Origin of the sequence: Sphingomonas flavescens, assembly GCF_030866745.1 — a bacterium.
Lineage (GTDB): Bacteria > Pseudomonadota > Alphaproteobacteria > Sphingomonadales > Sphingomonadaceae > Sphingomicrobium > Sphingomicrobium flavescens.
This window is the reverse complement of sequence record NZ_CP133016.1, coordinates 1,013,844-1,039,410: the sequence shown is the minus strand read 5'-3', so window position 1 is coordinate 1,039,410 and position 25,567 is coordinate 1,013,844. Positions and strand designations below refer to the sequence as shown.

Below are 25,567 nucleotides of genomic sequence, written 5' to 3'. Positions count from 1 at the left end.
TTAAAGTGCAATCTGCGCCAATTGACGCTCAATCGATGCTAAACAGCGGCGCAGGCGCGTGAAACGCCGCTGCAAACGCCCTCTGAACGCGGGCGTGGAACAGGCGTAAAGTCACTAAGTTCACGCCGCGCAGCACCTTTTGCGTGAACTTAAGCGGCCGTGGCCGCGGGCGGCGGAAGGTTTGACCAGAAGCAAACGATGGCAAAGAGCCGGGCAGGCAGATGCCGCCGAGGGCGATCATCGCATGACGGGCGGGGTGTAGGACAGCCCTGAGATGCCGAGCGCAGGTGAGCGCTTTGCGAAGCAAACGGGAGCCGGCGCGAAGAGACATCGAAGGCCGGCCGGCGTGCGGCGAAGCCTACGCTGCTGCTGCTCGGGGCGGAGGGTGCGTGACCAACAAGCTGTTTTACGGCGACAATCTCGATGTGCTGCGCGAGCATATCGCGAGCGAGAGCGTCGACCTGATCTACCTCGATCCGCCGTTCAATTCGAACGCCAATTACAACATCTTGTTCAAGTCGAAGACTGGCGACGGCGCCGATGCGCAGATCGAGGCCTTTGAGGATACTTGGCACTGGAACGACCATGCCGAGGAGGCTTTCGACCAAGTGATCCGCAGCGGCAATACGGCGGCCGCCGAGCTGCTGCGCGCGATGCGCGGCTTCCTCGGCGAGAACGACATGATGGCCTATCTTGCGATGATGGCGATCCGGCTTATCGAGTTGCATCGCGTGCTGAAGCCGACAGGGAGTTTGTACCTGCACTGCGATCCCACTGCGTCGCACTACTTGAAGCTACTGTTAGATGCAGTGATCAATTCCGTTCCGCCAGTCCGGTCGGCGAACGGGTCGTGTTCAATATCGCGGGCAACAAGTATCGGCTTGTTGCCTACATCAATTATGATTTCCGCGTGGTGTATGTACGCTTCGTCGGCACCCACAAGGAATATGACGAACTGGATATCGAAAGTGTCTGAGCCAGTCACAGTCCGGCCAACACGGACAGAAGCGGATTACCAGGCTGCGATCGATGAGGTCGACGGGCTGATGATGGCGCGCGCCGGAACGGCCGAGGGCGACCGGCTCGACGTTTTGTCTACCCTGATCGAAGCTTATGAGGCGGAGCATCACGGCATCGATGCCCCTGATCCGGTAGCATTGATCGAGTTCGTCATGGAACAGCGCCGACTCGATCGCGCCGACGTCGGGAAATTCATTGGCGCGCGCGGGCGCGTGTCCGAAGTACTCTCGAAGAAGCGCGCGCTCAGCCTACCTATGATCCGCAAATTGCACGGGGGGCTCGGGCTGCCCGCGTCGGTTTTGGTCAGGCCATACCGTTTGCGTCGAAAGACCGCTTAGGGGAATTTCGCTTAGGGGCTGGAGCCCCGCCTTCGCGGGGATGACGGTGGGGTGGTGCGAGCGGCCTAATCGCCGCCTTCAGCTTGCCACCTTTCGCTGCTAGGGCGCGGCCATGCTGACAATCAACGGGATTACGGTCCGCCTGGGCGGGCGGCCGATTTTGCAGCGCGCGAGCGCGTCGATTCCGCCGGGGGCTCGCGTGGGGCTGATCGGGCGCAACGGCGCGGGGAAGTCGACGTTGATGAAGGCGATCATCGGGCAGATCGAGCCCGACGAGGGGGCGATCGAGCTGCCTCGGCGGACGCGGCTGGGCTATATCGCGCAGGAAGCGCCGGCGGGGTCTGCGAGCCCGTTCGAGACGGTGCTGGCCGCCGATGCTGAGCGGGCGCGGCTGATGGTCGAGAGCGAGACCTGCACCGATCCGGACCGGCTGAGCGACGTGTACGAACGGCTGCTGGCGATCGACGCTTACACGGCGCCGGCGCGGGCGGCGCGGATCCTGCTGGGGCTGGGCTTCGACGAGGAGATGCAGGAGCGGCCGCTCGACAGCTATTCGGGCGGGTGGAAGATGCGCGTGGCGCTGGCCGCGCTGCTGTTCTCCGCGCCCGATCTGCTGCTGCTCGACGAGCCGTCGAACCACCTCGACCTGGAAGCGACGATGTGGCTCGAGGATTTCCTGAAGAGCTATCCGGGGACGCTGGTGGTGATCAGCCACGAGCGCGACCTGCTCAACAATGTCGTCGACAATATCCTGCACCTCGAGCGGGGACAGATCACGCTCTACGCGGGCGGCTACGACAGCTTCGAGCGGCAGCGGGCCGAGCGCGCGGCGCAGCTGGCCGCGGCGCAGGCGTCGCAGGATGCGCAGCGGGCGCGGCTGCAGGACTATATCGCCCGCAACAGCGCGCGGGCATCGACGGCCAAGCAGGCGCAGTCGCGGGCCAAGATGCTGGCGAAGATGCAGCCGATCGCGGCGATGGCCGACGATCCGAGCCTGTCGTTCGATTTCCCCAGCCCGACGGAGCTGAAGCCACCGCTGATCACGCTGGACATGGCGGCGGTCGGCTATTCGGAGACGCCGGTGCTGCGGCGGCTGAACCTGCGCATCGACCCGGACGACCGGCTGGCGCTGCTGGGGCGGAACGGCAACGGCAAGACGACGCTGGCGCGGCTGCTGGCGGCGCAGCTGAAGCCGATGGAGGGCAGCGTGACCGCGTCGGGCAAGATGCGGGTCGGTTACTTCACGCAGTACCAGGTCGAGGAGCTGCACGGCGACGCTACGCCGCTGCAGCATATGACGCGGGCGATGAGCGGCGCGACGCCGGGCTCGGTGCGGGCGCAGCTCGGGCGGTTCGGCTTTTCGGGCGACAAGGCAACGACTCTGGTGGGCAAGCTGTCGGGCGGGGAGCGGGCCCGGCTGGCGCTGGCGTTGATCACGCGGGATGCGCCGCACCTGCTGATCCTCGACGAGCCGACCAACCACCTCGACGTCGATAGCCGCGAGGCGCTGGTGCAGGCGCTGAACGGCTATGACGGGGCGGTGATCATCGTCAGCCACGACCGGCACATGATCGAGCTGACCGCCGACAGGCTGGTGCTGGTCGAGGACGGCGGCGCGACTGAATATGCGGGCAGCGTCGACGATTATATCGACCTGGTGCTGGGCCGGAACCAGCCGGCGGTAGAGGCGAAGGCGAAGGCGCCGAAGCTTGACCGCAAGGCGGCGAAGGCGCGAGAAGAGGAGCGCCAGCTGAAGAAGGCGGCGGCCGATGCGGAGGCGGAGAGCGCGCGGCTGACGGCGCAGCAGTCGGCGATCGAGCGGGCGATGTTCGACCCGGCGTCAGCGCCGGCGGAGCTGGGCAAGCTGCCGATGAGCGAGCTCAGCCGGCGGCGCGCGGAGATCGCGGCGAAGCTGGAGGCGGCGGAGGCGCGGTGGATCGAGGCGAACGAGCAGCTGGAGACGCTTGCGGCCTGAGCCAGGGGCCGGCGCATTTGTCACGAGAATGCGCGGCTGTTTCCTGCTATGCGGCGCGGCGGGAAGGTTTGCATTTGGGGGTACTTATGCACCGCTTTCTGTTGCTTGCCGCTGCTGCCGCTTTCGTCACCGGCGCACCGGCCCAATCCAAGGGAATGAAGTGGATGGACGCGACCGGCGTGGGGCTTCCCGCCGGGGGCCAGATCGCCGTGGTGAAAGGAGACCCGAGCAAGGCGGCGCCGTTCACCGTGCGGATCAAGATGCCGGCGGGTTACACCGTGCCGCCGCACAAGCATCCGGGCGACGAGACCGTGCGCGTGGTGACGGCGGGAACGCTGTCATATGGCATGGGCGACAAGCTGGATAAGGCGAACGTCGGCAGCCTGACCAAGGGCTATCACGTGACGATGATGGCGGGGATGAACCATTATGTGTTCACCGCCGATCCGCTGGAGGTCCAGGTCGATGGCATGGGGCCCTTCGCGATTACCTATGTCGATCCGAAGGACGATCCGCGGACGTCGAAATAGCTTTATGAAGAAGGGTCACGGGAGAGAATCCCGTGACCTCGTCGGACGGGCTTGCTCGGCTTGGCCTCACGCCCCGCCGGCCGGTCAGTAGCGTCTCTTCGACGCAGCTGACGATCGCTGCGCAATCGCTTCGCTGCGCTCGGCGCTACTTGACGCGTTCGACCTGTTCGAACTCAAGCTCCACCGGCGTGGCGCGGCCGAAGATGCTGACGCTGACCTTCACGCGGCCGCGGTCGAAGTCGAGTTCCTCGACGACGCCGTTGAAGCTGGCGAATGGGCCGTCGAGCACCTTGACCGCATCGCCGATCTCATAGTCGACGTTGATCTTGGGCTTGGCGCCGTGGGCGGCGGCTTCTTCCTTGGTGTCGAGCATGCGCGCGGCCTGCGCGTCCGGGATGGCCTGCGGCTTGCCGCCGTTGCCGAGGAAGCCGGTGACCTTGGGCGTGTTCTTGACGAGGTGGTAGACCTCGTCGTTCATCTCCAGCTTCGCGAGCACGTAACCAGGCATGAACTTGCGGTCGGTCTGCACCTTCTTGCCGCGCTTGATCTCGGTCACCGTCTCGGTCGGGACCTCGATCTGCTCGACATAGGGCGTCAGGCCCATGCGGTTCGCTTCGCTCATGATCGCGTCGCGGACCTTGTTCTCGAAGCCGGAATAAGCGTGGATGATGTACCAGCGGGACATGTGTCGGATCTCTTGTCTGTAAGGGCTAGCCGAGGAGGCTCAGCAGATATTTGACGACGGTCGAGAAGAAGGCGTCGACGCCGAAGAAGAAAAAAGCGAGGACCATGGTCATGATGATCACCATGATGCCGGTCGCGACGGTTTCCTTGCGGGTCGGCCAATGGACCTTGGAGGTCTCGACACGGACCTGACGGATGAATTCGCCGGGGGAGACTTTCGCCACGTTTGCCCTTGCTCGCTTGCGGATAAAAAACCGCCCCGCGGACCTGACGGCCGGCGGGGCTGAGGCTCACTTAGCGGCGGCGACGTGAGTCTTCAAGGTTGCCCGGCAAGAAGGGTTCGGCCGGGCGCATCACAACATCATCACAACATCATCATCGAACGGCGGGCCGGCGGGCCGTAGGCGGCAGCGTCCGCTAGTTAACAGGGAGTTTACGATGATGATGCGAGGCTTGAAAAGGGCAGCGCTGCCGCTGGCGGTGATCGGAGCGGCCGCGCCGGCGCAAGCGGCGGATGTGGCATTCAGTGGGTCGGTAATGAATGCCGTCAGCAATGTTGGCGATCCGTCCGTCTGCGCGTCGGGGTTCTTCCATACCTACGTCTTGCCAACCGCAGGCACGTCCCCGACGCTGGGAGGCTTCACCTACAGTTCCGACGTCTGCCAAGCGGTGGGGCAGCCGATTACCGGCACCTTCAATATCGTGCTCGCGGACGGATCATTTGCAGGCACGCAAGTTGGCTTGGCGACACCAGTCCCGGGTCAAATCGGGCGTCCGACCTTGTTCGATCTCGTCTCCAATTACACGATCACTGGAGGCACTGGCGCCTATACCGGCGCGACAGGGAGTTTTGTTGGTACCGGCACTGTCGATCAGAGGTCCGGAGCGACTCTGATATCCCTCAATTTTCGCGCGGTGCCGGAGCCGGCAAGTTGGGCGATGATGCTGGTCGGCTTTGCGGGGATCGGCATGACGATGCGGCGCTCGCAACGCCGACGGGTCATGCCGCAGTTGGCGTAAGGGCAGCGGCTTGCGTCACGGGAGCGATCCCGTGACGTCGGTCCTGTCGCTTCGCGCAGGCCATCCGGCCTTCTCCGTCTCTTCGCGCTGCTTCGCCGCGCTCCGCGGATCAAGCTTTGGCAGGGGCAGAGGGACTCGAACCCACGACCCTCGGTTTTGGAGACCGATGCTCTACCAACTGAGCTATACCCCTAGGCCGCCGGCGCAGGTAGCTAGGCAGCGCGCCCGGCGCAAGGCTCAGGATGCGGGAGCGGCCGACGGGTGCCGCCCTGCGCGCTGCGGGAGCAGCAATATCAGGGCGACGATGGCAACCGCGAGTACGGCTGTCGCGATCGGGCGGCTGAGCTCGAGGCCGCCCTTGGCGACCGGCTTGTCGAGCCAGTCGCCGACGGTCGCGCCGAGCGGTCGGGTCAGGATGAAGGCAGCCCAGAAGAGGAAAACGCGCGACACCTTCGTCGAGAAATAGAGGATCGCGAGTATCGCGAGTCCGGTGCCGAACACGAGCGCACCCCCCGAATAACCAAGTCCCCAGCCGCCTTCGCTGAGCGGATCGGCGCTCCAGTCGGCAAGCGCGGTGCCCAGCGTCTGGGAGAAGGTGATGGTGATCCAGTAGAAGATCTCCTCCCGCGGGGTGGCGACGGTGTTGACGTCGACGGTGCCGATTGTCCGCCACCAGACGAATAGCGACAGCAATACACAGGCGAGGAGCAGCAACGACCCGCCGGGATAGCCGATGCCGAGCGATCGATCGGCGAAGTCGGCAAGGGTGGTCCCGCAGGTCGTCGAGGCGATGATGGTCGCCCAGTAGAGCCAGGGATTGAAGCCGCGCGCGCGGACCTGAGCGACGACAAATGCAATCAGAAGCAGGCCGAAAATCCCGGTGCCGATCAAATAGCCGTAGGGGGCGGGGTGGGCCGTCGTCTCGCCCAGCCAGGTCATGGTGACAGTGTCGCCGCCGGTCTCGCCGAGCGTCGTCGCGAGGATTTTGACGATCCAGAATCCGAGCGTGACCGCAGGGACCTTGCTGAGCGTGTCGCGGGTCGTCATCCGAGGCTTCCTAACAACGTCGGCAGGGCTTCCGAAATCCAGCTTATGCCGGCGGAGCCGAGAAATCCGAGCGTGAGCGACGAACCGACCAGCTCCCGCAAGGCGCGAATTGGGTGATGACCCCGCATGTCGGCGCGGCACAGCGTCACCCAGGTCATCGCCGAAGCAAGCGCAAGTCCGTTGGGATCGTATCTGCCGACCCTGTTGTTCGCCTGCCGCAGCCTTTCGAGCCATTGCTGCGCCCAATCCATCATCTCGCGAGATTGGGGCTCGTTCTTCGGAGCGCCAAGCGTGACGTGGCGATCCAGGTCATCGGGCGTGAAGGCTAGTTGCAGATCGGCGAGTTGGGAGGCCAGCAGCTTCCGCTTGCGGTCGCGGACGAGATCGCCTTCGCGCCGCCCGATCTGGCCGGGGTGGATGGTGCGGTCGACAAGGACGTCGTGCATGTTGCCGACGCGGTGCCGGACGCTGAGGCGAATGAACATGTCGAGGTCTTCGCAGACCGAATACTCTTCCCGGTAAAGAAACTGCTTCAGGATCGATGCGCGGCCCATGACGGTCGATTGCTGGAAAGGCGACCGGAACAGCAGCGCGGGTGCGATGGCGCGATGATCGAGCAGCGGCATGCGCACGCCGCGCTTCCGCCGTCCGTCCGGTCCGATGCAGCGGGCGGCGGAACCCACCATGGCCAGGTCGACGCGACGGTCGAGAAAGCGGACTTGACGTTCTAGCCGACGGGGGTTTGCAATGTCGTCACTGTCCAGCCACGCGACGTAGCGGCCTTGCGCTGCCTCGAGGCCCGTATTCCGCGCGGCCGGGATGCCACGGTTGCTGCTGTGGCGGAGAACACGGACCTGGCCGGGTGCCGCACGCTCCGCGGCTTCAGCCGAATTGTCGGTCGATCCGTCGTCGACGACGATGATCTCCATATCGTCAAGCGTTTGCGCGGCCAGGCTAGCGACGGCCCGGCTGACCCGGCCCGCCCGGTTGTGGACCGGCACTATCGCGGTAACCGTTGGCGCGCGCATGGTTTGGCTTTGCGTCAGTCATCACGACGGCGAAAGATGAATCGCGTGACGATCGCATGAAAAGATTGTCATGACGCCGATGAATTCGCGCCCGAGTTGAGTTCAGTCTTCCCCGCTATCGTCCACGAACTTCGCGCCGGCGCTGCCCATGAGCGCCCAGCGGATTTGCGCGCTGACGCGACCTACGTCAGGAATGGCGATCTGCACGCGTTGTCCGATCCGGAAATCGCGATCACCCTCGATCCGGCAGCCTTCTTCGGAAATGTCGGTCAGACGGACGTCGGTCGCGGTTCCGTCATCTTCATGCACGGTTGCGTCGACGGCAACGGGTTGCCGGTCCTTGCGGCCGACCCAGCCTTGCATCCGGTGCACGATCTTCGTCTCCACTCCCGTTCCTATCACATAGATTGTTGTAAATCGGGATTTAATACAAGTACGCAGGGACTTGCCCTTTGGCCCAATAGTGCGCGGCGGGAGACCTGCTAAATAGCGGGATTGGGCGGGGGAGTTCGCGTGCGTTCGATTCGGGTTTATCTGTTCGCGCTGGTCGCGATCTGCCTCATCCTCGCGACAACCGCGTTCGGACTGGTCATGGCGCAGGCCAATGCCGTTAACCGGCAGCGCGCCGAGGCGCAGACGCGGGAGACCGCCAAGGCGCTGTCCATCGCCGTCGATGGCAAGATTGGCAGGGCCGTCGGCGTTCTGCGCGCGATCAGCGCGTCCAATGCTGCGGCGACGCACAATTGGGCGCGGCTCGACAGGCAGGCGCGCGTCGCGCTGGGAGACAGCGACGCCTGGGTCGTCATTCACGATCGTAACGGGCAGCAATATGTGAACACGCTGTTGCCCGCGGGCGCGCCCTTGCCCCGCTCAACGCCGCCCGCGGAAATGTGGCGGGCGTTCGACCGGGGCAAAATCCACATCTGCGACCTGTCGCGCGGCGCGGTCGAGCCGAACATCGTGTGCGTCGATGTGCCGCTCGGAACGGAGGCGAGGCCGGAATTCGCGATTTCGGTGCTCTACCGGCCGCGGTCGTTCGATCACATCATCACGCGCGAGAGTACCGCAACCGGGAATATTGCGACGCTGGTCGACACGTCGGGTCGCGTGATCTGGCGTAACATCAAGCCCGACCAGTTTGTCGGTCACCCCGCGACGGGCCCGTTGAAGGCGGCCTTGTCGCGGTCCAATTCGGCGGTGCTGCAGACAAAGAGCCTGGAAGGCGTGGCAATGCTGTCCGCCTTCAATCGATCCCCGTTGACGGGCTGGTCGGTGATCGTCGGGTCTCCCATTGAGCAGGTGAACAACGCGACGCGGCTCGCCGTCTGGCGGGGATCGTTGCTCGCACTCTTCATCCTGCTCGCAGGGGCTGCACTGGCGGCGCTGATCGGTGCCAAGCTCGTCGGGTCGGTACACGCGCTGGTCGACGCTTCCCGTCCGGGCGGCGGTGGTGACGGGATCAGGCGGACGGGGATCCGGGAAATCGATGAGGTTGGCGATACGCTGCGCCAGTCGTTCGCCGCGCGCGCGGAGGGCGAGCGTCATCAGCAAATCCTGATCGGCGAACTCAATCACCGCGTGAAGAACACCCTCGCGATCGTGCAGAGTCTGGCCCACCAGACGTTCCGCGACCAAGCGTCGCCCGGGGAGGCGATCAAATCGTTTGAATCGCGGCTGACAGCATTGGCAGCTGCACATAATCTGCTGACCGAGCAGCGGTGGGAGGCCGCGTCGATGAAGCAGATCGTCACCGCGGCGCTGCGGCCCTTCTGTCACGAGCGCCGTTGCGCGATGGACGGCCCCGACTTCAAGATCGCCCCGCAGACGGCGGTGACGCTGGCGCTGGCGATCCACGAGCTTGCGACCAACGCATCCAAATATGGCGCGCTTAGCACCGACGGCGGAACCATCGATCTATCGTGGACGGAAGATAATGGCCGTTTCGACCTGACATGGCGCGAGGTTGGCGGGCCAGCAGTCACGCAGCCCACGACCGAGGGTTTCGGAACGCGGCTGATTAAGCGCGGCCTGGCCGCCGAATTGCATGGGACCGTCGATCTCGACTTCCAGCCGGACGGGCTGGTGTGCCAGATCTCCGGCCGGCTGAAGAAAACCGTGCCTCCGAAACTGCCGAGTTAGCGCCGCGCTCGTTGCGTTCACGCGAACTGCGCGGCGCGCGAACGTTGAGCTAGGCGGCGATATCGTAGGGCTGGATCTCGCCGGACAAGTAGAGATTGCGCGCTTTGGTGCGTGAAAGCTTGCCGGAGCTAGTACGCGGCAGCGTGCGCGGCGGGACGAGCTCGACCACCGGCGTGATGCCGGTGATGGCCCGGACGCGCTCGCGGATCTCGTCGCGCAGGCGGCCACGCTCGTCATTGTCCGAGATGCGGCAGTGCACGAGCACCGCGGGTGTTTCCTCGCCGGAGGGACCGGTGATCGCAAAGGCGGCAATGTCACCGGACTTGAAGCCGGGCAGCTGCTCGACGGCCCATTCGATGTCCTGCGGCCAGTGATTGCGGCCGTTGATGATGATCATGTCCTTCGCGCGGCCGACGATGAAGATGTAGCCCGACGAGAGGTACCCCATGTCGCCGGTATCGAGCCAACCGTCGGCGCTGAGGCAGGCGTCGGTCGATTCCGGATCGCGGAAATAGCTGTGCATGACGGATTTGCCGCGAACGAACACCTTGCCGATGCCGCGGTCGGGCAACAGGTCGCCGTCCGGCCCACGGATTTCGATCTCCATGCCCTCGACCGCGCGGCCGCAGTTAACGACGGCGCGGTAGCGGCGGGGACGGCCGGTCTCCTGCGCACCACCGGACAGTTCGCTCTCCTCGACCAATTCGAGGCGGATGCCTTCACCCGGGGGCATCAGCGACACGGCGAGCGTGGCCTCGGCGAGACCATAGCTCGGGCAGAAGGCGCTGGCCTTGAAGCCGGCGGCGTCGAAGCTGTCGACGAACGCCTGCATCACTTCGGGCCGGATCATGTCCGCGCCATTGCCGGCGATCCGCCAGCGCGACAGATCGAAGCGGTCCTCGGCGCGGGTCTGCGAACTCATGCGGCGCGAGCAAATGTCGTAGCCGAAGGTCGGCGAGTAACTGACGCTGTTACCCGGGTTGCGCGTAATCATGTCGAGCCAGGCGAGGGGGCGCCGCGCGAAATCCTCGGTCTTCAGATAGTCGACCGACATCTGCATCGCGACCGGCGAGAGAAAGCAACCGACCAGGCCCATGTCGTGATACCAGGGGAGCCAGGAGATGACGCGATCGTCTTCGGTCACCTGAAGTCCGACGCCATGCGCGTGAAGATTGTCGAGCAGCGCTTCATGCGTGACCGCGACGCCGTGCGGGAAGCGAGTCGAACCGCTGGAATATTGCAGATAGGCGATGTCGTCGGGATTGGCCGACGGCAGGTCGCCGGTCGCGGGCTCAAGACTTTGAAGCGAGTCCCAGTCGCGCGATTGAACGCCCGAGCGCTCAGCCGCCTGCTGGCAGAAATCCGCAAGCTCGGGCGGATAGAGGAGGAGCGCCGGATCGGAGCTGTTCAGCTGCACGGCGAGCTGGTCGACATAGGCGTCACGGCCGCCAAAGCTGGTCGGCAGCGGCAAGGGAACCGGCCAGGCCCCGGCATAGACGGCGCCGAAGAAAACGGCGGCGAATTCCGCGCCGGTCTCGGCAATCAGGGCCACGCGGTCGCCGGGCTTGATGCCGATCGCCATGAGACGGCGCGCGGCGACCAGCGCGTCGGTGCGCAGTTCAGAATAGGGATAGTTGCGCGTCAACGTCCCGCGCGCGTCGTGGAAGTTGAGTCCGCGCTGGCCCGTAGCGGCATAGTCGAGCGCCTCGCCCAAAGTCCGAAAATCGGCCAGGCGGCGTGGCAGCGTGTCGCGCGTCGCGGTGGCGCCCGGCGGCGCGAGTTGCTCCGACATCGAGGTGTTTCGCTCGAGCAAGCCTTCCATCCCTTCATTCCCGATCGGCTGTTGGGCCGCACAAAAGCCGCAGCCGCTATTCCCTTGGCCGGTGACTGTGGCACAAATCGGGCGTGGAGCGATCTCAGCGACCCCGCCGCGTGCCGCCGCCGCTCGATCAGCAGCGTCTGCAGGAACTCGCGCTGCGCTATGTCGGCAAATATGCGACGACGCAGGCGAAGCTGGCCGCCTACCTCAACCGAAAGATCCGCGAGCGGGGGTGGGCGGGCGAGCGGCCGTCGGATGTCCCTGCACTTGCCGCGCGCTTCGCCGAGCTCGGCTACGTTGACGACGCAGCATATGCGCTGGGCCAGTCGCGGTCGCTGACCGCGCGCGGCTATGGCAAGCGGCGGCTGACGGAAAAGCTAAGGCTGGCCGGGGTCGACGACGATGATGGTGCCGAGGCCCGGCGACATGCGGATGAGGAGGTCGTCCGCTCGGCGGTGCGGCTGGCGCGACGGCGCCGGATGGGGCCCTTCGCGGACGCTGAGCCAGACCGCCCGCAGCGCGAGAGGTGGATCGCCGCCATGATTCGTGGCGGCCACGGTTTCGGATTGGCGCGGGTCATTGCCAGCATGCCGCCGGGCGCAGACGTTGATGAGGATCAATTACGTGAGTTCGTTCGGTCTACCGACGATTAAAGTCGGTTTGCCGACACACACACCCATGTTAATAAGGGTCATGGCACTGAGCGCTTTGCAAGTCGCCGAGGAAGGGGATCGGGCCGCGATGGAGCCCGCTGAAGAGTCGATTCAGGACGAGCTGGAACCAATCACCGGCCGGGTGAAATGGTTCGATGCGACGCGTGGCTTCGGCTTCCTCGTGAGCGACGACGTGGAGGGGGATGTGCTCCTCCATTTCAGTGTCTTGCGCGAGCATGGGCGCCGCAGCGTGCCCGAAGGGGCGTTGATCGAGTGCGTGCCGGTCCGTCTCGACCGCGGACTGCAGGCCAAGCGAGTCATTTCCATCGATACCTCATCGGCCTTGCCGCAGCAGTCGCGCTCGTCCATGCCATCGGGTGAGCGCGCGGATCGCAAGGCCCTTGCGGAAAATGCCGGTGCGTTCGAGCCGGTGGAGGTCAAATGGTTCAACCGCGTGCGCGGCTATGGGTTCGTCAAGCGTCCGGACGAGGTCGGGGGCGAGGACGTCTTCGTGCACATGGAGACGGTCCGCTCGTCGCATCTGCCGGATCTGGAGCCTGGCCAGTGGTTGGAGGCGCGGATCGCGCCCAGCAACAAGGGCCTGACGGCGATCGAGTTGCGCGACTCAGAAGTACCGGCCTAGCCGCCGTAGCCCTGGCGGGTCTGCTGGCCTGCAGTCCGCAGGCGCCGGCTCAGAACGCGCCTCAAAATACGACCGAAGCTGCCCAGCCGGGCGCGCAAACGGGGCTCCGCGAAGTGCCGCTGACCATTCATTCGAAAACCGGTGTCCACAAGTTCACGGTGGAGGTCGCCGCCACCCCTGAGCAGCAGGAGCGGGGCCTAATGTTCCGCACCGATGTGCCGCCCGATCGCGGCATGATCTTTCCCTACGAGCCGGCACAGGAAGTAGCGTTCTGGATGAAGAACACGCTGGTGCCCCTCGACATCATCTACATCCGTCCGGACGGCAAGATCGGGCGGATCACCAAGGCTGAGGCGATGGACCTGACGCCGCTGCCGTCGGGCGAGCCGATCTCGGCAGTGCTGGAGATCCGCAGCGGCCGCGCCGCGGAGCTGGGCATCAAGGAAGGCGACACGGTTCGCTGGTCGCGCTGACATCCTTCGCTTGAAGGCGAGGGCGGTTTCCGGCAGAGGCGGCGGCCATGGGCATTCTTGCGAAGATCTTCACCTGGTGGAACGGCGCGACGGTGGGAACATCGCTGTTCACGCGCCGCTTCGGAAACGAAGTCGGACGCGATGACGCGGGCAACGTTTATTATCAGAGCAAGAAAGACCCTGCGCGTCGCTGGGTGATATACGCGGGCAACAACGACGGCAGCGTCGTGCCCCCCGCCTGGCAGCTGTGGCTCCGTGGCACGATCGCCGACCTGCCCGAGAAGGCGCTGCCGCCGGTACGCAAGTTCCAGCAGGCGCCGACTCCGAATTTGACCGGCACGATGGCGGCATTCCGGCCCGACGGCGCGCTTGGCTCCGGCAAGCTGCGCCCCGCGTCGACCGGGGATTACGAGCCCTGGATCCCCGAATAGACGTGCGGATCGCGGGCGTCGCGCTGACCGCGCTGGCCCTCGCCGCCTGCGGCAAGGGCGACAAGCAGCAGGGAACGCCGCTGCCTCAGGCACGGCAGGCGCCGGCGACGGCCAGCGGGCAGGGCGGCGTCACCCCGATGGCGCAGCGCGTCGCCGTGCTCGGCATCCTGAACAAGCGCAACGGCATTACCCAGACGGTGGCCCTGCGGCCCGGCCAATCGATGCGCTGGAAAGATGCGATCGTCCGGCTGCGCGCTTGTGAGGCGACGGCGCCGTGGGAAGCGGAGAAGCTGACCGGCGCCTTCGTCCAGCTAGACGTGCAGCAACCGGACAAGCAGTGGAAACGCGTGTTCTCGGGCTGGCTCTACAAGGAATCGCCGTCGCTCAACGTCGTCGAACACCCTGTCTATGACGTGTGGCCCAAGAGTTGCGAGATGACGTATCCGGCCGGACCGTCCGCGCCCGCTTCCCCGGCAAGCTCCAGCAACGCATCGAATGCAAAGAAGTCTGCTTCGTCGCCCGCCCGAGCCGCTGCGCCTGCGACGGATGCCGCCCCGCCGCCACCTTCGACCGAGGCCACGCCGCCAAGCGCGGCGGACAATAACGCCACATAGTCGTCACGGCTGACGTTCACTGCGCCGAGCGAGGCCAGGTGCTCGGTCATGAATTGGCAATCGAGCAGGGTGAAATTCCCTGCCTTGAGCCGCGCGACCAGCCAGGCCAGCGCCACCTTCGAGGCGTCCGTCGCACGGCTGAACATACTCTCGCCGAAAAAGGCGCGACCGAGATTTACCCCATAAAGGCCGCCGACGAGTTCCGCACCTGACCACACCTCGATCGAGTGCGCATGGCCGGACGCATGGAGCGCGAGGACAGCCCGTTCGATCTCGGCATTGATCCACGTCTCCTCCCGATCGGCGCAGGCGGTGATGACTTCGGGAAAGGCGCGGTCTCGGGTGACTTCGAACCGCCCGGAGCGGATCGTTCGTCGCAACGAGCGCGACAGGTGGAAGCCGTCGAGCGGCAGGATGGCTCGACTGCGCGGTTCGACCCAGAACAGTTCTTCGGCATCGCGGCTGTCGGCCATCGGGAAAATGCCGCTGGCGTAGCCCTGCAACAGCAGGCGCGGGTCGAGCCGGCTCATGCAGCGCGCCTACAGGATCTCGCGGACCTTGTCCTGCGGGCGACACAGGCGGACCCCGTTGCTTGTCTCGACAAGAGGCCGCTCGATAAGGATCGGGTGCTGCACCATCGCGTCGAGGATCTCGCCGTCGGTCACGTCGGGCCGGTTGAGATCGAGTTCGGCCGCCAAGGGTTCCTTGGATCGGAGTCCGTCGCGCGGCGTGAGCCCGGCCCGACGGTACAATGCGACCAGTTCTTCGCGCGTGGGCGGGGTCTTCAGATATTCCTTAATCCACACATCGCATCCCTCGTTGCGCAGGATTTCGAGTGTCTTGCGGGAAGTTCCGCATTTGGGATTGTGAAAAATCGTCGCTTTCATGCTCTAATTCTTCCCGAACGGATTCAGCCAGTTAAACGCTTGGTAAATGCCGCCACCGCGTTTTTGAATCGCTTCGTCGTCGCGGCGGCGGAACGATGAGCCGAAGTCGTCGTTCCCGCATCTGTAACATGTACCGTCGCTCGCGGTAGCGGCGGCGTGCGCATGTTCAAGCAGCTCATCAGAACGGGAGAAAGAGCGATGCGTAAATCATTTCTAGCCCTGGCGCTTGGCGGCACTGCCATGCTCGGTGCGTGCGCCCAAAATCCGCGCGTTGCACAGGACGCCGCGATCGGCGGTATCGGCGGCGCGGCTGTCGGCGCCGTGGTTCCTGGCGTCAGCGTGATCGAAGGCGCAGCGGTCGGTGCGGCCATCGGTGGCCTGGCCGGTGCTGTCTGGTCGGACACGAACAATGACGGTTACGTCGATGGCTATACCTACAACGGCCAATATTATGCCGGTACCCCGCAGGGCTATGATCCGTCGACCCGCAGCGTTCTGGGCAGCGCGGCCACGGGTGCTCTGGGCGGCGCGGCGCTTGGCGCGGTTGCCGGTGCGGTCATCCCGGGCGTCAGCGTCCTTCAGGGCGCAGTCATCGGCGCCGCGGTAGGCGGTCTTGCCGGCGCGGTGTGGGCCGACCGGGACAACGACGGGCGGGTGGACGGATACGTCTACAACGGCCAGTATTACGCAGGCGGACCGGCTTCGGCGGCTCCGGCACCGGCTCCGATGCCGGCCCCGGCTCCGTCGCGCAGCGGCGAACGCGGCTAACAAACGGGTCCCGTCAAGGCGGGTCCGTGACGGGACATCCGATTGGAAGAAGCGTGAAGAATATGCGTATCGAGTGCACCGGCCGCGCGCCGGTGCACTTTTTTCGAAAGTTGACGATGGCTGCCGCCGCGTTCGCGGTCGCGGTTCCTACGATTGCGGCGGCCGCGCCGCCGCTTCCGGCGGTCGCGCAGACTCAAGGCCAGGGCGTCGCCGACTTCTACAAGGCGCGGAACGGCTATCCACTCTGGCTGGCGCCGACGGCCGGGGACGCCGCGCAGCAACTGCTTAGCCTTCTGTCCACCGCCAGTCTCGATGGCCTATACCCCGACAAATACAACGTGCCGGCCCTGCAACAGGCGCTGGCCGCCGCCCGCAATCCGCGGGCGAAGAAGAAAGACGTCGACGCTGCCGAGCAGCAGATGTCTGCGGCGTTCGTCGCCTATGTCAGCGACCTGATGCGCGATCCCAACATCGGGATCATTTACGTCGATCCGCAATTGCGTCCGAAGCCGCCCTCACCGCTGGCCGCGCTGCTTACCGCCTCAGCCCAACCATCCCTGCGCGAATACATCCGCAGCATGGGCTGGATGCACCCCTATTATGCGCAGTTGCGACAGGCACTCGCCAACCATCAATATGCCGACGAACATCAGCGCCAGTTGCTGTCGCTGAACCTCGAACGAGCACGCGCGCTGCCGGCGGGCAAGCAACGGTACATCGTCGTCAATGCGGCCCAGCAACGCCTGTACATGTTCGAAGACGGCAAGCCGGTCGATTCGATGGTCGTGGTGGTCGGCAAGCCCAAATATCCGACGCCGCTGATGACCGCTTATATCCGTTTCGCGAGCCTTAATCCTTATTGGTTCGTGCCGCCCGACCTCGCGGCCGAGCGGATCGCACCAAACACCGTCAGGCGCGGCACGAAATACCTCGACGACCTCGGCTATCAGGTGTTGTCGGATTGGGACGAGAACGCCCAGATCATCGATCCCAAGACGATCGACTGGAAAGCCGTCGCGGCGGGCAAGGTCGAGGTACGGATCCGCCAGTTGCCGGGACCGCATAATTCCATGGGGCGGATGAAGTTCATGTTCCCCAACGAGGCGGGGATCTACCTGCACGACAATCCGGAGCGCGAACTCTTCACCGAGGCGTCGCGCCTTTATAGCGGCGGCTGCGTGCGCCTCGGCGATGCGGCGCGGCTGGGCCGCTGGCTGTTCGGACGCGACCTGGACTGGGAAAGCGCAGGAACGGAGGAGCGGGTGCCGCTGCAGATGCCGGTGCCAGTGTACATCACGTATCTGACCGCCTTGCCCGACGGTCAGCCGAACTCGTCAATCGCCTATTTCGATGACGTGTACGGACGCGATGCGGCGCGGCTGGCCGCAACCGGGACGGCAGCAACGACTGGGGCCGCGGCAACGGCGAGCCGCTAGGGCCGGTACCAGTTCGGAAAGAAGGTGATGTCCTGAGCGACGGGACGCCCGAGATTGTCGCGCGCGGGATCGAACCGCACATATTGCAGGGTGAGGCGGCACATAAGGCCGTCGATCGATGGATCGCCGCTGGAACGGGCGACGCGGCAATTGCTGACGGTGCCATCGGTGTCGACCTTGATCGTTACGCCTACGCTGCCGCTCCGGATGCCGGTGCGAGAGAGAGCGCGATACTCGCTATCGGGTATTTTCGAGATGCGCCGGGCGGGCGTGTAGCCGCTCGTATCGCCGCCGCCGCCGGCGCCCAATCCCTGGCCCCCCGCACCGGAGCCAGTGCCTGACGCCGCGGCGCCCGAATTGGACTGCGCGCCCGTGCCCGCAACTTTGGCCGCAGGTATGGGGGTCGGCACCGGCAGCTTCGCTTCCGGTGCAACAACAGGTGTGGGATCGGCGCGTTTGGACGCTGCCCCTTCTGGCCGCTTCGCGGACTCGCGCTTCGGGATGGGTTTGGGCGGTGGCTGGACAGCTGGAGGCGCCGACTCGATAACGATCGTCGTGATTCGTTCAGCCGCATGTCGGAAGATCGGGACGCTGAGCCCGGTCAGGATGATAAAGGCTAGCGCGACGTGGACCGCAGCAACTGCGGCGAGAGCGCCGGCCCGTTCCCCGCGATCTGCTGTTCCCCGATAACTGGCCACCTGCCGTCCTTCGACCGGATGAAGCGCCCACGTCAAACGGCCGGGCGGTCCGTTGGTTCGACGCTGCCAGGCATTGTACCCTTAACTAAAGTTCATGGAACGCGCCTTTGCGACGCGGAGTTGGCGCTTCCTCAGAGAGGAGAAAGTCCATGAAATTGGCAATCGCACTTGGCGTAGTGTCCGCAGCGGCGCTGACCGCTTCGACGCCAGCCGTCGCCCGCCAGGGTTGCGGCGTCGGCTTCCATCGTGCGCCAAACGGCCGCTGTGTGCCGAACCGCGGCCAGCGTTGGGTCGTGGGCCGCTACTATCCGGGCCGAGGGTACTGGTACAACAACCGCTGGTGGCGCCACCGCTACCGGCACCAAAACGAATGGCGTTATCGCTAAGGACGGGTGGGGCGGCTTTCTTGCCGCCCCGCTCCTAGCTGGCTTGGTGGCTACGCTCGAGCCACTGCTCCAGCCATTTGATGGTGTAATTCCCGGCCAAAAATTCCTCGTCGCGGACCAGCTTCTGGTGCAGCGGGATGGTGGTCTTCATTCCTTCAACAACAAACTCTTCCAGCGCGCGGCGCAGGCGGCGGATGCAGCTGTCGCGGTTGGAGCCGTAGACGATCAGCTTGCCGATCATGCTGTCGTAATAAGGCGGGACCTTATAGCCTGTGTAGAGGCCGCTATCGACGCGGACGTGCATGCCGCCCGGCGCGACGTAGTTCTTCACCAGGCCCGGTGACGGCGCGAAGGTCTCGGGATCTTCGGCATTGATGCGGCATTCGATGGCGTGGCCGTGGAGATTGACCTGCTCCTGCGTGCACGACAGGCCCTCGCCGCAGGCAACGCGGATCTGTTCGCGGACGAGGTCGATGCCGGTGATCATCTCGGTCACCGGGTGCTCGACCTGAAGCCGCGTGTTCATTTCGATGAAGTAGAACTCGCCGTCCTCGTAGAGGAATTCGATGGTGCCGGCGCCGCGATAGCCCATCGCCGACATGGCATTGGCGACAGTGGTGCCCATGGCGAAGCGCTGTTCGGGCGTGATGATGGGTGAGGGCGCTTCCTCGAGCACCTTCTGGTGGCGGCGCTGAAGCGAGCAGTCGCGCTCGCCGAGGTGGATCGCGTGGCCGTTGCCATCGCCGAACACCTGGAATTCGATGTGGCGCGGGTCGGCCAGATACTTTTCCATGTAGACGGTGTCGTCGCCGAACGCGGAGCGGGCTTCGGACGCCGCCTGGCTCATCAGGCTTTCGAGTTGGTCCTCGTCGGGCACGACCTTCATGCCGCGCCCGCCGCCGCCCGAGGCGGCCTTGATCAGGACCGGGTAGCCGATTTCGGCGGCGAGTTGCTTGGCCTGCTCGACGCTGGTGATCGGGCCGTCCGAGCCGGGGACGAGCGGAAGGCCGAGCTTGGCCGCGGTGCGCTTGGCCTCGATCTTGTCGCCCATCGTCCGGATGTGCTCGGGCTTGGGACCCACCCAGATGATGTCGTGGCTCTCGACGATTTCGGCGAACTGCGCGTTTTCGGAGAGGAAGCCGTAACCGGGGTGGATCGCATCTGCATGGACGACTTCGGCCGCCGAGATGATGTTCGGGATGTTGAGGTAGCTGTCGGTCGCCGCGGGCGGGCCGATGCAGACGGTCTCATCGGCCAGGCGCACGTGCATTGCATCCGCGTCGGCGGTGGAGTGCACCGCGACGGTCTTGATGCCCATTTCGTGGCAGGCGCGGTGGATGCGGAGCGCGATCTCGCCGCGATTGGCGATCAGCAGCTTCTGGATGGTCATCAGCCGATGATCACCAGCGGCTGATCGAACTCGACCGGCTGGCCGTCGCTGATCATGACCTTCTTGATCGTGCCCGCTTCCGGCGCGGTGATCGGGTTCATGACTTTCATCGCCTCGACAATGAGCAATGTGTCGCCGGCCTTTACGGTTTTGCCGACTTCGACGAACGGCGCGGCGCCGGGCTCGGGCGAAAGGAAAGCGGTGCCCACCATTGGGGATTTAACGGCGTTACCGCCGGCATCCTCGGCCGGTGCCGCGGGGGCGCCGAGGTCTTCCTTGGCGTGCATCGGCGGCGCGGTCAGCGCGGGCGCGGCGGCCGCGGTATACATCGGCGCGGCAGCGGCGGCGCTGATCATGGCCGGCGCTTCGCGCTTCACGGTTATACGGCGGTCTCCGTCCTCGACGGCGATCTCGGTCAGCGAATTCTCGCTCAGCAATTCGGCAAGCTCACGCACCAATTTCGTATCGATGCGCATGTCGCCTTTCTTCTCGCCAGCGGCGCCGGGATCTTTCGCTTGAGCCATGGTCTTCCTGTTATTCCTGTCGGCGGTGCGCTCTGTCAGACGAGCGGTGTTGCGTCCAGCCTTCGCACGACTTGGCGAGGGGGAGCGCCGCTCCTATTGCGGTTCCGCATGGACCTCAAGGAAAGCATCGGCATCCAGCTGAACGGCGAGCCGCGCCGCGTTAGCGCGGGGACGACGATCGCCGGCATGCTCGGCGAGCTTGGGCTCGATCCGCGCAAGGTGGCGGTCGAGCGCAATCGCGAGATCGTCCCGCGCGGGACGTTCGATGAGGTCCAGGTTAGTGAGGGCGATGCGTATGAGATCGTCCATTTCGTCGGAGGCGGTTGAGTGAACGTCGCGAATTCAGTGCAGTCGGATACTTGGAGCGTTGCGGGACGGACCTTCACGTCACGGCTGATCGTCGGCACCGGCAAGTATAAGGATTTCGCGCAGAACGCGGCGGCTGTGGAAGCTTCGGGCGCCGAGATCGTCACGGTCGCCGTGCGGCGGGTGAACATTAGCGATCCGAACCAGCCGGTGCTGATGGATTATATCGACCCGAAGAAGATCACCTACCTGCCGAACACGGCGGGTTGCTTCACCGCGGACGATGCGATCCGCACACTGCGGCTCGCGCGCGAGGCGGGGGGCTGGGACCTCGTGAAGCTGGAGGTGCTGGGCGAGGCTAAGACGCTCTATCCCGACATGCGCGAAACGCTGAAGGCGACCGAGGTGCTGGCGAAGGAAGGCTTCGCGCCGATGGTCTATTGTTCGGACGATCCGATCGCGGCAAAGCAGTTGGAAGAAGCGGGCGCGGTGGCGATCATGCCGCTGGGCGCGCCGATCGGGTCGGGACTTGGCCTGCAAAACAAGGTCATGATCCGCCTAATCGTCGAGGGCGCGAGCGTGCCGGTGCTGGTCGACGCCGGCGTCGGCACGGCGAGCGATGCAAGCGTCGCGATGGAGCTGGGCTGCGACGGTGTGCTGATGAACACCGCCATTGCGGAGGCCAAGGATCCCATCCTGATGGCACGGGCAATGAAGCTGGCGGTCGAGAGCGGGCGGATGGCCTATCAGGCGGGCCGCATGCAGAAGCGGCGTTACGCGGACCCGAGCAGCCCGCTCGCGGGGCTTATTTAGTCGCGGTCACGATGTGCGCCGACATCGGCGCGTCGAAGCCGTCCGGGCCTTCGAATTTCTGTGCCGCTTTCACGAGCTTGGCGAACACTTCGTCGAGTGCATCGGCGCCATATTCTTCAAGTTCGAGGCGCATCGGCGAACCGTAACAGAGGCCGCGCGCCGCTTCCTCGGCGGAGTTGCTGCGGCTTTCGAACACAATCGTCTCGATCTCGATACCATCGAAGCCCGCTGCCCGAAGATCGCGCTCGATCCACTCGGGATCGTGATAGCCGAACGGGCCGCGCGCCATGAACATCGGCGGATTGTCGGGGAACGTCTCGACCATGATCTGCTGGGTAAGGTCGGTCATCGGGTTGCACTCGATCGCGTCCCAGATGGCGAGAAGGTAGGTGCCGCCGTCGCGGAGGACGCGGCGGGCCTCGGCGCCTCCCGCAACCTTGTCGGGAAAGAACATCGCGCCGAACTGGCAGACGACGAGGTCGAAGCTGGCGTCCGCAAAGGGTAGTTCGAGCGCATCCGCCTGGCGGAAGGTGACGTTCGGCAGCGCGCGTTTCGCGGCAACATCGAGCATCGCCTGGTTCAGATCGGTGGCAGTGATCTCAGCATTCGGCAGCGCGGACGACAGCGCTTGCGTAACCACGCCGGTGCCGGCTGCCGTCTCGAGGATGCGCTTGGGTTGCAGCGCGGCCGCGCGTTTCGCCAGCTCGTCGGCGTAAGGCTGGAACAGCAGCGGCACCATGTAGCGCTCGTAGTTTTCCGGTATCGCGCCGGAGAAGCGCACGTCGACTGCGACCATCGGATGTCCCTCCGTTGTCAGGCCTTCGCTTTTTCCCGCAGCTTGGTGATCGTCGTCTGGTTGCTGATCACTTCGACGTCGGTTTTGCAGTGTAACAGGCGGATGCCTTTGCGGCCGAGCGCTTCGTCGAGCGCGCGTGTGAAGGCGTCCGTGGTCTCGACGGTGGCCGCCCATCCGCCAAACGCTTGGGCCAGCACCGCGAAATTGGGATTGCGCAGTTCGGTCGCCGACAGCCGCTCGGGATATTCGCGTTCCTGGTGCATGCGGATGGTGCCGTAGGCGCCGTTGTCGACGAGGATGACGAGCAGGTCGGCGTCATATTGCGCGGCCGTCGCCAGCTCTTGGCCGTTCATCAGGAAGTCGCCGTCGCCGGCGACGCAGACGACCGGCCGGTCGCGGAAGCGGATCGCGGCGGCGACGGCGGCGGGGAGGCCGTAACCCATGGTGCCGCTGGTCGGCGCCAGCTGGGTCGGCATCTTTCCGTAGCGCCAGTAGCGGTGCCACCAGCCGGAGAAATTGCCGGCGCCGTTACAGATGATGCTATTGTCGGGGAGCCGCTCGCGCATCGCGGCGACGCAGGGGCCGAGGTCGAGCTTCACGCCGTCGCGCGCCGCAGGCTCCGACCATTCGAGCCATTCGCGATGGGCTTCCTCACCCGCGGAGAAGCGAACGAGGTCGGGGTCGATCCACTCGTCGACCATCTCGGCGAACTCGCCCATGTCCGAGCAGATCGGCAGGTCCGCATGATAGACGTGGCCGAGCTCGTTGGGGTCGGGGTGAACGTGGACCAGCGTCTGGCCGGGGTGGTCGGGGGTGATCAGGGTGTAGCCGTCGGTGGTGGATTCCCCGAGGCGCGCGCCGACGGCGATGATCAGGTCGGCGTCACGAATGCGCTGCTGCAGCTTGGGGTTGGGGCCGTAGCCGAGCTGGCCCGCGTAGACACCGCAGCTGTTGCAGATCGCGTCCTGACGGCGAAAGGCCGCGGCGACCGGGATGCCGTAGCGGAAGGCGAAATTGCCGAAATGATGCGACGCGCGGGGGCTCCAGTCGGCACCGCCGACGATAGCTATTGGGTTGGTCGCTTCCTTGAGTAGCTCAAACAAGGCCTGCACGGCGCCGGGATCGGGGGCTTCGGCAACCGGTGGGACGGCTGGCCGATCCAGTGTGTCGACCTCATCGCGCAGCATATCCTCGGGTAGCGCCAGCACGACCGGGCCCGGACGTCCGGCGGTCGCAACACGGTACGCGCGGGCGACATATTCAGGAATGCGCCGCGCGTCCTCGATCCGCGCCGCCCATTTAGCGATCGGCCCAAAGAAGGCCGGAAAATCGATTTCCTGGAAGCCCTCGCGGTCGCGGTCGCCGCGCGCGACATCGCCGATGAACAGGATTATCGGGGTCGAGTCCTGCAACGCGACGTGGACGCCCGCGCTGGCATTAGTCGCGCCGGGCCCGCGGGTGACGAAAGCGACGCCTGGGCGGCCGGTCATCTTGCCGTCGGCATCGGCCATGTAGGCGACTCCCCCTTCCTGCCGGCAGACGATCGTCTCGATCTCCGGCGTGTCGTGAAGCGCGTCGAGGACCGCGAGGAAGCTCTCACCCGGCACGGTGAAGATGCGGTCGCAGCCGTTGATGCGAAGCTGATCGACGAGGATGCGTCCGCCCGTTCTGGCGCCGGTGCGTGCGGTCATGCTTGGTGGATCGCCTTCACGACCTGATAGCTTTCGAGGCCTTCCTTGCCGCCTTCGCTACCGAAGCCGGAGTCCTTCACGCCGCCGAACGGCGCGTCGGCAGTCGAAAGCGCGAAGGTGTTGATCCCCACCATGCCGCTTTCGACGAGCTCGCCGATGAGGTTCGCGCGGCGGCCGTTTTCGGTGAAGGCGAACGCAGCGAGCCCATAGGGCAGGCGATTGGCTTGCTCGATCACTTCGTCGAACGTGTCGAAGGCGCGGCTGACGGCGACGGGGCCGAACGGCTCATTGTTCATGATGTCGGCTTCATTGGGGACATCCGCGAGGAGGGTCGGCTGGAAGAAGAAGCCGCTTTCGCCGCGCTCGCCCCCGGTGAGCACGCGCGCCCCCTTCGCCTTGGCGTCTTGCACCAGCTTGTCGATCGCTTCCGGTCTGCGGCTGTTGGCAAGTGGGCCCATCCGCGTATCGGCGTCGAGGCCGTTGCCGACTTTCACTTTCGCGGTGCGCTCCGCAAAGCCCTTCACGAAGGCATCGTAGATGCCGCGCTGGACGTAGAAACGGGTGGGAGAGACGCAGACCTGGCCCGCGTTCCGGAACTTCTGCGGCACGACCATGTCGAGCGTCTTTTCGAGATCGCAATCGTCGAAGATCATCACCGGCGCGTGGCCGCCGAGCTCCATCGTCACGCGCGTCATGCTGTCGGCGCACAGCTTCATCAGATGCTTGCCGACCGCGGTCGAGCCGGTGAAGCTGACCTTGCGGATGACCGGGCTGGCGATGAGCGTGCGGCTGATGACGTCAGCTTCGCCGTGAACGAGCTGGGCAACGCCCGCTGGTACGCCGGCATCGGCGAGCGCGCGGAATAGCTCGGTTGTGCAGCCGGGTGCTTCCTCGGGCGGGCGCGAGATCACCGTGCAGCCGGCGGCGAGTGCGGCGCTGACCTTTTTGGCGAGCAGGTAGATCGGGAAATTCCACGGCGTGAAGGTCGCGGTCGGTCCGACCGGCTGCCGGATCACCCGGCTGACCTGGCCGGCCGGACGGACGAGGGTGCGACCATAGTCGCGCTTCGCGTCCTCAGCATACCAGTCGAACAATTGCGCGGAGCCGAGCACTTCGGCCTTGGCCTCAGCGAGCGGCTTGCCCTGTTCCTGGGTCAGCGTTTGGCCGATGTGGTCGGCGCGTTCGCGCAAAAGCTTGGCGGCCTTATGCAGGATCGCGCCGCGCTTCTCGACATCGGTGGCGCGCCATTCGGGCCAGGCGCGCTCGCTGGCGGCCAGCGCCTGCTCGAGGTCCGCCTTGGTCGCGAAAGGCACATCCGCGATCCGCTGCGCGTCGACCGGGTTCACCACGGTGTGCCCGGCGTCGCCGCCCATCCAAACGCCGTCGATGAAGTTCTGAAGCTCGGTTTCGTATCCCATGGCGGGCCAGATAGGCCTGCCTTGATGCCCCCGCAACGGC

29 protein-coding genes, 1 tRNA gene and 1 pseudogene are annotated in these 25,567 nt (G+C 65.2%); 15 read left to right on the top strand and 16 right to left on the bottom strand.

The window, feature by feature from the left end:
- Positions 1-28: 28 nt before the first annotated feature.
- On the bottom strand, positions 29-241 hold the full coding sequence (locus QU596_RS05325) for a hypothetical protein (RefSeq protein WP_308517611.1): 213 nt from the start codon (positions 239-241) through the stop codon (positions 29-31).
- Positions 242-389: 148 nt separating this feature from the next.
- Between QU596_RS05325 and QU596_RS13715 the strand changes: the two genes are divergently transcribed.
- The 3 genes from QU596_RS13715 (at position 390) to QU596_RS05310 (ending at position 3,863) form a co-directional block, all read left to right on the top strand.
- Entirely contained in the window at positions 390-1,358 is a 969-nt protein-coding gene (locus tag QU596_RS13715) for a helix-turn-helix domain-containing protein (RefSeq protein ID WP_308517609.1), read from the top strand.
- 112 nt (positions 1,359-1,470) lie between these two features.
- Positions 1,471-3,333, top strand: coding sequence for an ABC-F family ATP-binding cassette domain-containing protein (locus tag QU596_RS05315; protein ID WP_308517607.1), 1,863 nt, complete (start codon positions 1,471-1,473; stop codon positions 3,331-3,333).
- A gap of 86 nt (positions 3,334-3,419) precedes the next feature.
- Positions 3,420-3,863 (top strand): cupin domain-containing protein, encoded by a 444-nt coding sequence (locus QU596_RS05310; RefSeq protein WP_308517606.1) that lies wholly within the window; start codon positions 3,420-3,422, stop codon positions 3,861-3,863.
- Positions 3,864-4,008: 145 nt separating this feature from the next.
- On the opposite strand, the gene nusG is transcribed toward QU596_RS05310, so the two are convergent.
- Positions 4,009-4,548: a transcription termination/antitermination protein NusG gene (gene nusG / locus QU596_RS05305; RefSeq protein WP_308517604.1), complete on the bottom strand. Its 540-nt coding sequence runs from the start codon at positions 4,546-4,548 to the stop codon at positions 4,009-4,011.
- 25 nt (positions 4,549-4,573) lie between these two features.
- Positions 4,574-4,771, bottom strand: a complete 198-nt coding sequence (gene secE / locus QU596_RS05300; RefSeq protein ID WP_308517602.1) for a preprotein translocase subunit SecE — start codon at positions 4,769-4,771, stop codon at positions 4,574-4,576.
- A gap of 214 nt (positions 4,772-4,985) precedes the next feature.
- Between secE and QU596_RS05295 the strand changes: the two genes are divergently transcribed.
- Positions 4,986-5,567, top strand: coding sequence for a PEPxxWA-CTERM sorting domain-containing protein (locus QU596_RS05295; RefSeq protein WP_308517601.1), 582 nt, complete (start codon positions 4,986-4,988; stop codon positions 5,565-5,567).
- A gap of 117 nt (positions 5,568-5,684) precedes the next feature.
- Here QU596_RS05295 and QU596_RS05290 read toward each other — a convergent pair.
- The 4 genes from QU596_RS05290 to QU596_RS05275 form a co-directional block, all read right to left on the bottom strand.
- Positions 5,685-5,760 (bottom strand) — tRNA-Trp (locus QU596_RS05290).
- A 44-nt stretch (positions 5,761-5,804) separates the two neighbouring features.
- Positions 5,805-6,614, bottom strand: coding sequence for a COG4705 family protein (locus QU596_RS05285; RefSeq protein WP_308517599.1), 810 nt, complete (start codon positions 6,612-6,614; stop codon positions 5,805-5,807).
- Positions 6,611-7,642, bottom strand: coding sequence for a glycosyltransferase family 2 protein (locus QU596_RS05280; RefSeq protein WP_308517598.1), 1,032 nt, complete (start codon positions 7,640-7,642; stop codon positions 6,611-6,613). Before QU596_RS05280 ends, QU596_RS05285 begins: the two co-directional genes overlap by 4 nt.
- Before the next feature lie 102 nt (positions 7,643-7,744).
- A complete protein-coding gene (locus tag QU596_RS05275) occupies positions 7,745-8,029 on the bottom strand; it encodes a PilZ domain-containing protein (protein ID WP_308517597.1) in 285 nt (94 codons plus the stop codon).
- A gap of 126 nt (positions 8,030-8,155) precedes the next feature.
- Between QU596_RS05275 and QU596_RS05270 the strand changes: the two genes are divergently transcribed.
- Positions 8,156-9,781 carry a sensor histidine kinase gene (locus QU596_RS05270; protein ID WP_308517596.1) on the top strand — a complete coding sequence of 542 codons (1,626 nt, stop codon included), beginning with the start codon at positions 8,156-8,158 and terminating at the stop codon, positions 9,779-9,781.
- A gap of 49 nt (positions 9,782-9,830) precedes the next feature.
- Here QU596_RS05270 and QU596_RS05265 read toward each other — a convergent pair whose 3' ends face one another.
- Positions 9,831-11,603, bottom strand: a complete 1,773-nt coding sequence (locus QU596_RS05265; RefSeq protein WP_420030945.1) for a fatty acyl-AMP ligase — start codon at positions 11,601-11,603, stop codon at positions 9,831-9,833.
- 110 nt (positions 11,604-11,713) lie between these two features.
- Here QU596_RS05265 and QU596_RS05260 point away from each other — a divergent pair, with 110 nt between their 5' ends.
- The 5 genes and pseudogenes from QU596_RS05260 to QU596_RS05240 form a co-directional block, all read left to right on the top strand.
- Positions 11,714-12,253 (top strand): regulatory protein RecX, encoded by a 540-nt coding sequence (locus QU596_RS05260; RefSeq protein WP_308517594.1) that lies wholly within the window; start codon positions 11,714-11,716, stop codon positions 12,251-12,253.
- A 40-nt stretch (positions 12,254-12,293) separates the two neighbouring features.
- Positions 12,294-12,896 carry a cold-shock protein gene (locus tag QU596_RS05255; RefSeq protein ID WP_308517592.1) on the top strand — a complete coding sequence of 201 codons (603 nt, stop codon included), beginning with the start codon at positions 12,294-12,296 and terminating at the stop codon, positions 12,894-12,896.
- Positions 12,897-13,009: 113 nt separating this feature from the next.
- On the top strand, positions 13,010-13,369 hold the full coding sequence (locus QU596_RS05250) for a DUF192 domain-containing protein (RefSeq protein ID WP_308517591.1): 360 nt from the start codon (positions 13,010-13,012) through the stop codon (positions 13,367-13,369).
- A gap of 47 nt (positions 13,370-13,416) precedes the next feature.
- Positions 13,417-13,800: an NADH:ubiquinone oxidoreductase subunit NDUFA12 gene (locus tag QU596_RS05245; protein ID WP_308517590.1), complete on the top strand. Its 384-nt coding sequence runs from the start codon at positions 13,417-13,419 to the stop codon at positions 13,798-13,800.
- A 137-nt stretch (positions 13,801-13,937) separates the two neighbouring features.
- A pseudogene (locus QU596_RS05240) lies at positions 13,938-14,171 on the top strand (DUF2155 domain-containing protein); the annotation flags it as partial.
- 35 nt (positions 14,172-14,206) lie between these two features.
- Here QU596_RS05240 and aat read toward each other — a convergent pair.
- Both aat and arsC read right to left on the bottom strand, forming a co-directional pair.
- Entirely contained in the window at positions 14,207-14,944 is a 738-nt protein-coding gene (aat, locus tag QU596_RS05235; protein WP_308517588.1) for a leucyl/phenylalanyl-tRNA--protein transferase, read from the bottom strand.
- A gap of 9 nt (positions 14,945-14,953) precedes the next feature.
- A complete protein-coding gene (gene arsC, locus QU596_RS05230) occupies positions 14,954-15,301 on the bottom strand; it encodes an arsenate reductase (glutaredoxin) (protein ID WP_308517586.1) in 348 nt (115 codons plus the stop codon).
- A 198-nt stretch (positions 15,302-15,499) separates the two neighbouring features.
- On the opposite strand from arsC, the gene QU596_RS05225 reads away from it, so the two are divergent.
- Positions 15,500-16,069 carry a hypothetical protein gene (locus tag QU596_RS05225; RefSeq protein ID WP_308517584.1) on the top strand — a complete coding sequence of 190 codons (570 nt, stop codon included), beginning with the start codon at positions 15,500-15,502 and terminating at the stop codon, positions 16,067-16,069.
- A gap of 62 nt (positions 16,070-16,131) precedes the next feature.
- Positions 16,132-17,505 (top strand): L,D-transpeptidase family protein, encoded by a 1,374-nt coding sequence (locus tag QU596_RS05220; RefSeq protein WP_308517946.1) that lies wholly within the window; start codon positions 16,132-16,134, stop codon positions 17,503-17,505.
- Here QU596_RS05220 and QU596_RS05215 read toward each other — a convergent pair.
- On the bottom strand, positions 17,502-18,203 hold the full coding sequence (locus QU596_RS05215) for a TonB family protein (protein WP_308517582.1): 702 nt from the start codon (positions 18,201-18,203) through the stop codon (positions 17,502-17,504). The genes QU596_RS05220 and QU596_RS05215 overlap by 4 nt on opposite strands.
- 149 nt (positions 18,204-18,352) lie before the next feature.
- Here QU596_RS05215 and QU596_RS05210 point away from each other — a divergent pair, with 149 nt between their 5' ends.
- A complete protein-coding gene (locus QU596_RS05210; RefSeq protein ID WP_308517581.1) occupies positions 18,353-18,589 on the top strand; it encodes a GCG_CRPN prefix-to-repeats domain-containing protein in 237 nt (78 codons plus the stop codon).
- A gap of 34 nt (positions 18,590-18,623) precedes the next feature.
- On the opposite strand, the gene accC is transcribed toward QU596_RS05210, so the two are convergent.
- Positions 18,624-19,979 (bottom strand): acetyl-CoA carboxylase biotin carboxylase subunit, encoded by a 1,356-nt coding sequence (gene accC, locus QU596_RS05205; RefSeq protein ID WP_308517579.1) that lies wholly within the window; start codon positions 19,977-19,979, stop codon positions 18,624-18,626.
- Positions 19,979-20,503 carry an acetyl-CoA carboxylase biotin carboxyl carrier protein gene (gene accB, locus QU596_RS05200; RefSeq protein ID WP_308517578.1) on the bottom strand — a complete coding sequence of 175 codons (525 nt, stop codon included), beginning with the start codon at positions 20,501-20,503 and terminating at the stop codon, positions 19,979-19,981. The genes accC and accB overlap by 1 nt, the downstream gene beginning before the upstream one ends.
- Before the next feature lie 108 nt (positions 20,504-20,611).
- On the opposite strand from accB, the gene thiS reads away from it, so the two are divergent.
- Positions 20,612-20,830 carry a sulfur carrier protein ThiS gene (gene thiS, locus QU596_RS05195; protein WP_308517577.1) on the top strand — a complete coding sequence of 73 codons (219 nt, stop codon included), beginning with the start codon at positions 20,612-20,614 and terminating at the stop codon, positions 20,828-20,830.
- Entirely contained in the window at positions 20,831-21,622 is a 792-nt protein-coding gene (locus tag QU596_RS05190) for a bifunctional sulfur carrier protein/thiazole synthase protein (protein WP_308517576.1), read from the top strand.
- On the opposite strand, the gene QU596_RS05185 is transcribed toward QU596_RS05190, so the two are convergent.
- From QU596_RS05185 to QU596_RS05175, 3 genes are read right to left on the bottom strand one after another with little or no spacing between them, the layout of a single operon-like run.
- Positions 21,615-22,418: a class I SAM-dependent methyltransferase gene (locus QU596_RS05185; RefSeq protein WP_308517575.1), complete on the bottom strand. Its 804-nt coding sequence runs from the start codon at positions 22,416-22,418 to the stop codon at positions 21,615-21,617. The genes QU596_RS05190 and QU596_RS05185 overlap by 8 nt on opposite strands.
- A gap of 17 nt (positions 22,419-22,435) precedes the next feature.
- Positions 22,436-24,109: a thiamine pyrophosphate-binding protein gene (locus QU596_RS05180; RefSeq protein WP_308517574.1), complete on the bottom strand. Its 1,674-nt coding sequence runs from the start codon at positions 24,107-24,109 to the stop codon at positions 22,436-22,438.
- The gene (locus QU596_RS05175; protein ID WP_308517573.1) at positions 24,106-25,527 is read right to left on the bottom strand and encodes an NAD-dependent succinate-semialdehyde dehydrogenase; all 1,422 of its coding nucleotides are present in this window, start codon (positions 25,525-25,527) and stop codon (positions 24,106-24,108) included. Before QU596_RS05175 ends, QU596_RS05180 begins: the two co-directional genes overlap by 4 nt.
- Positions 25,528-25,567: the final 40 nt, after the last annotated feature.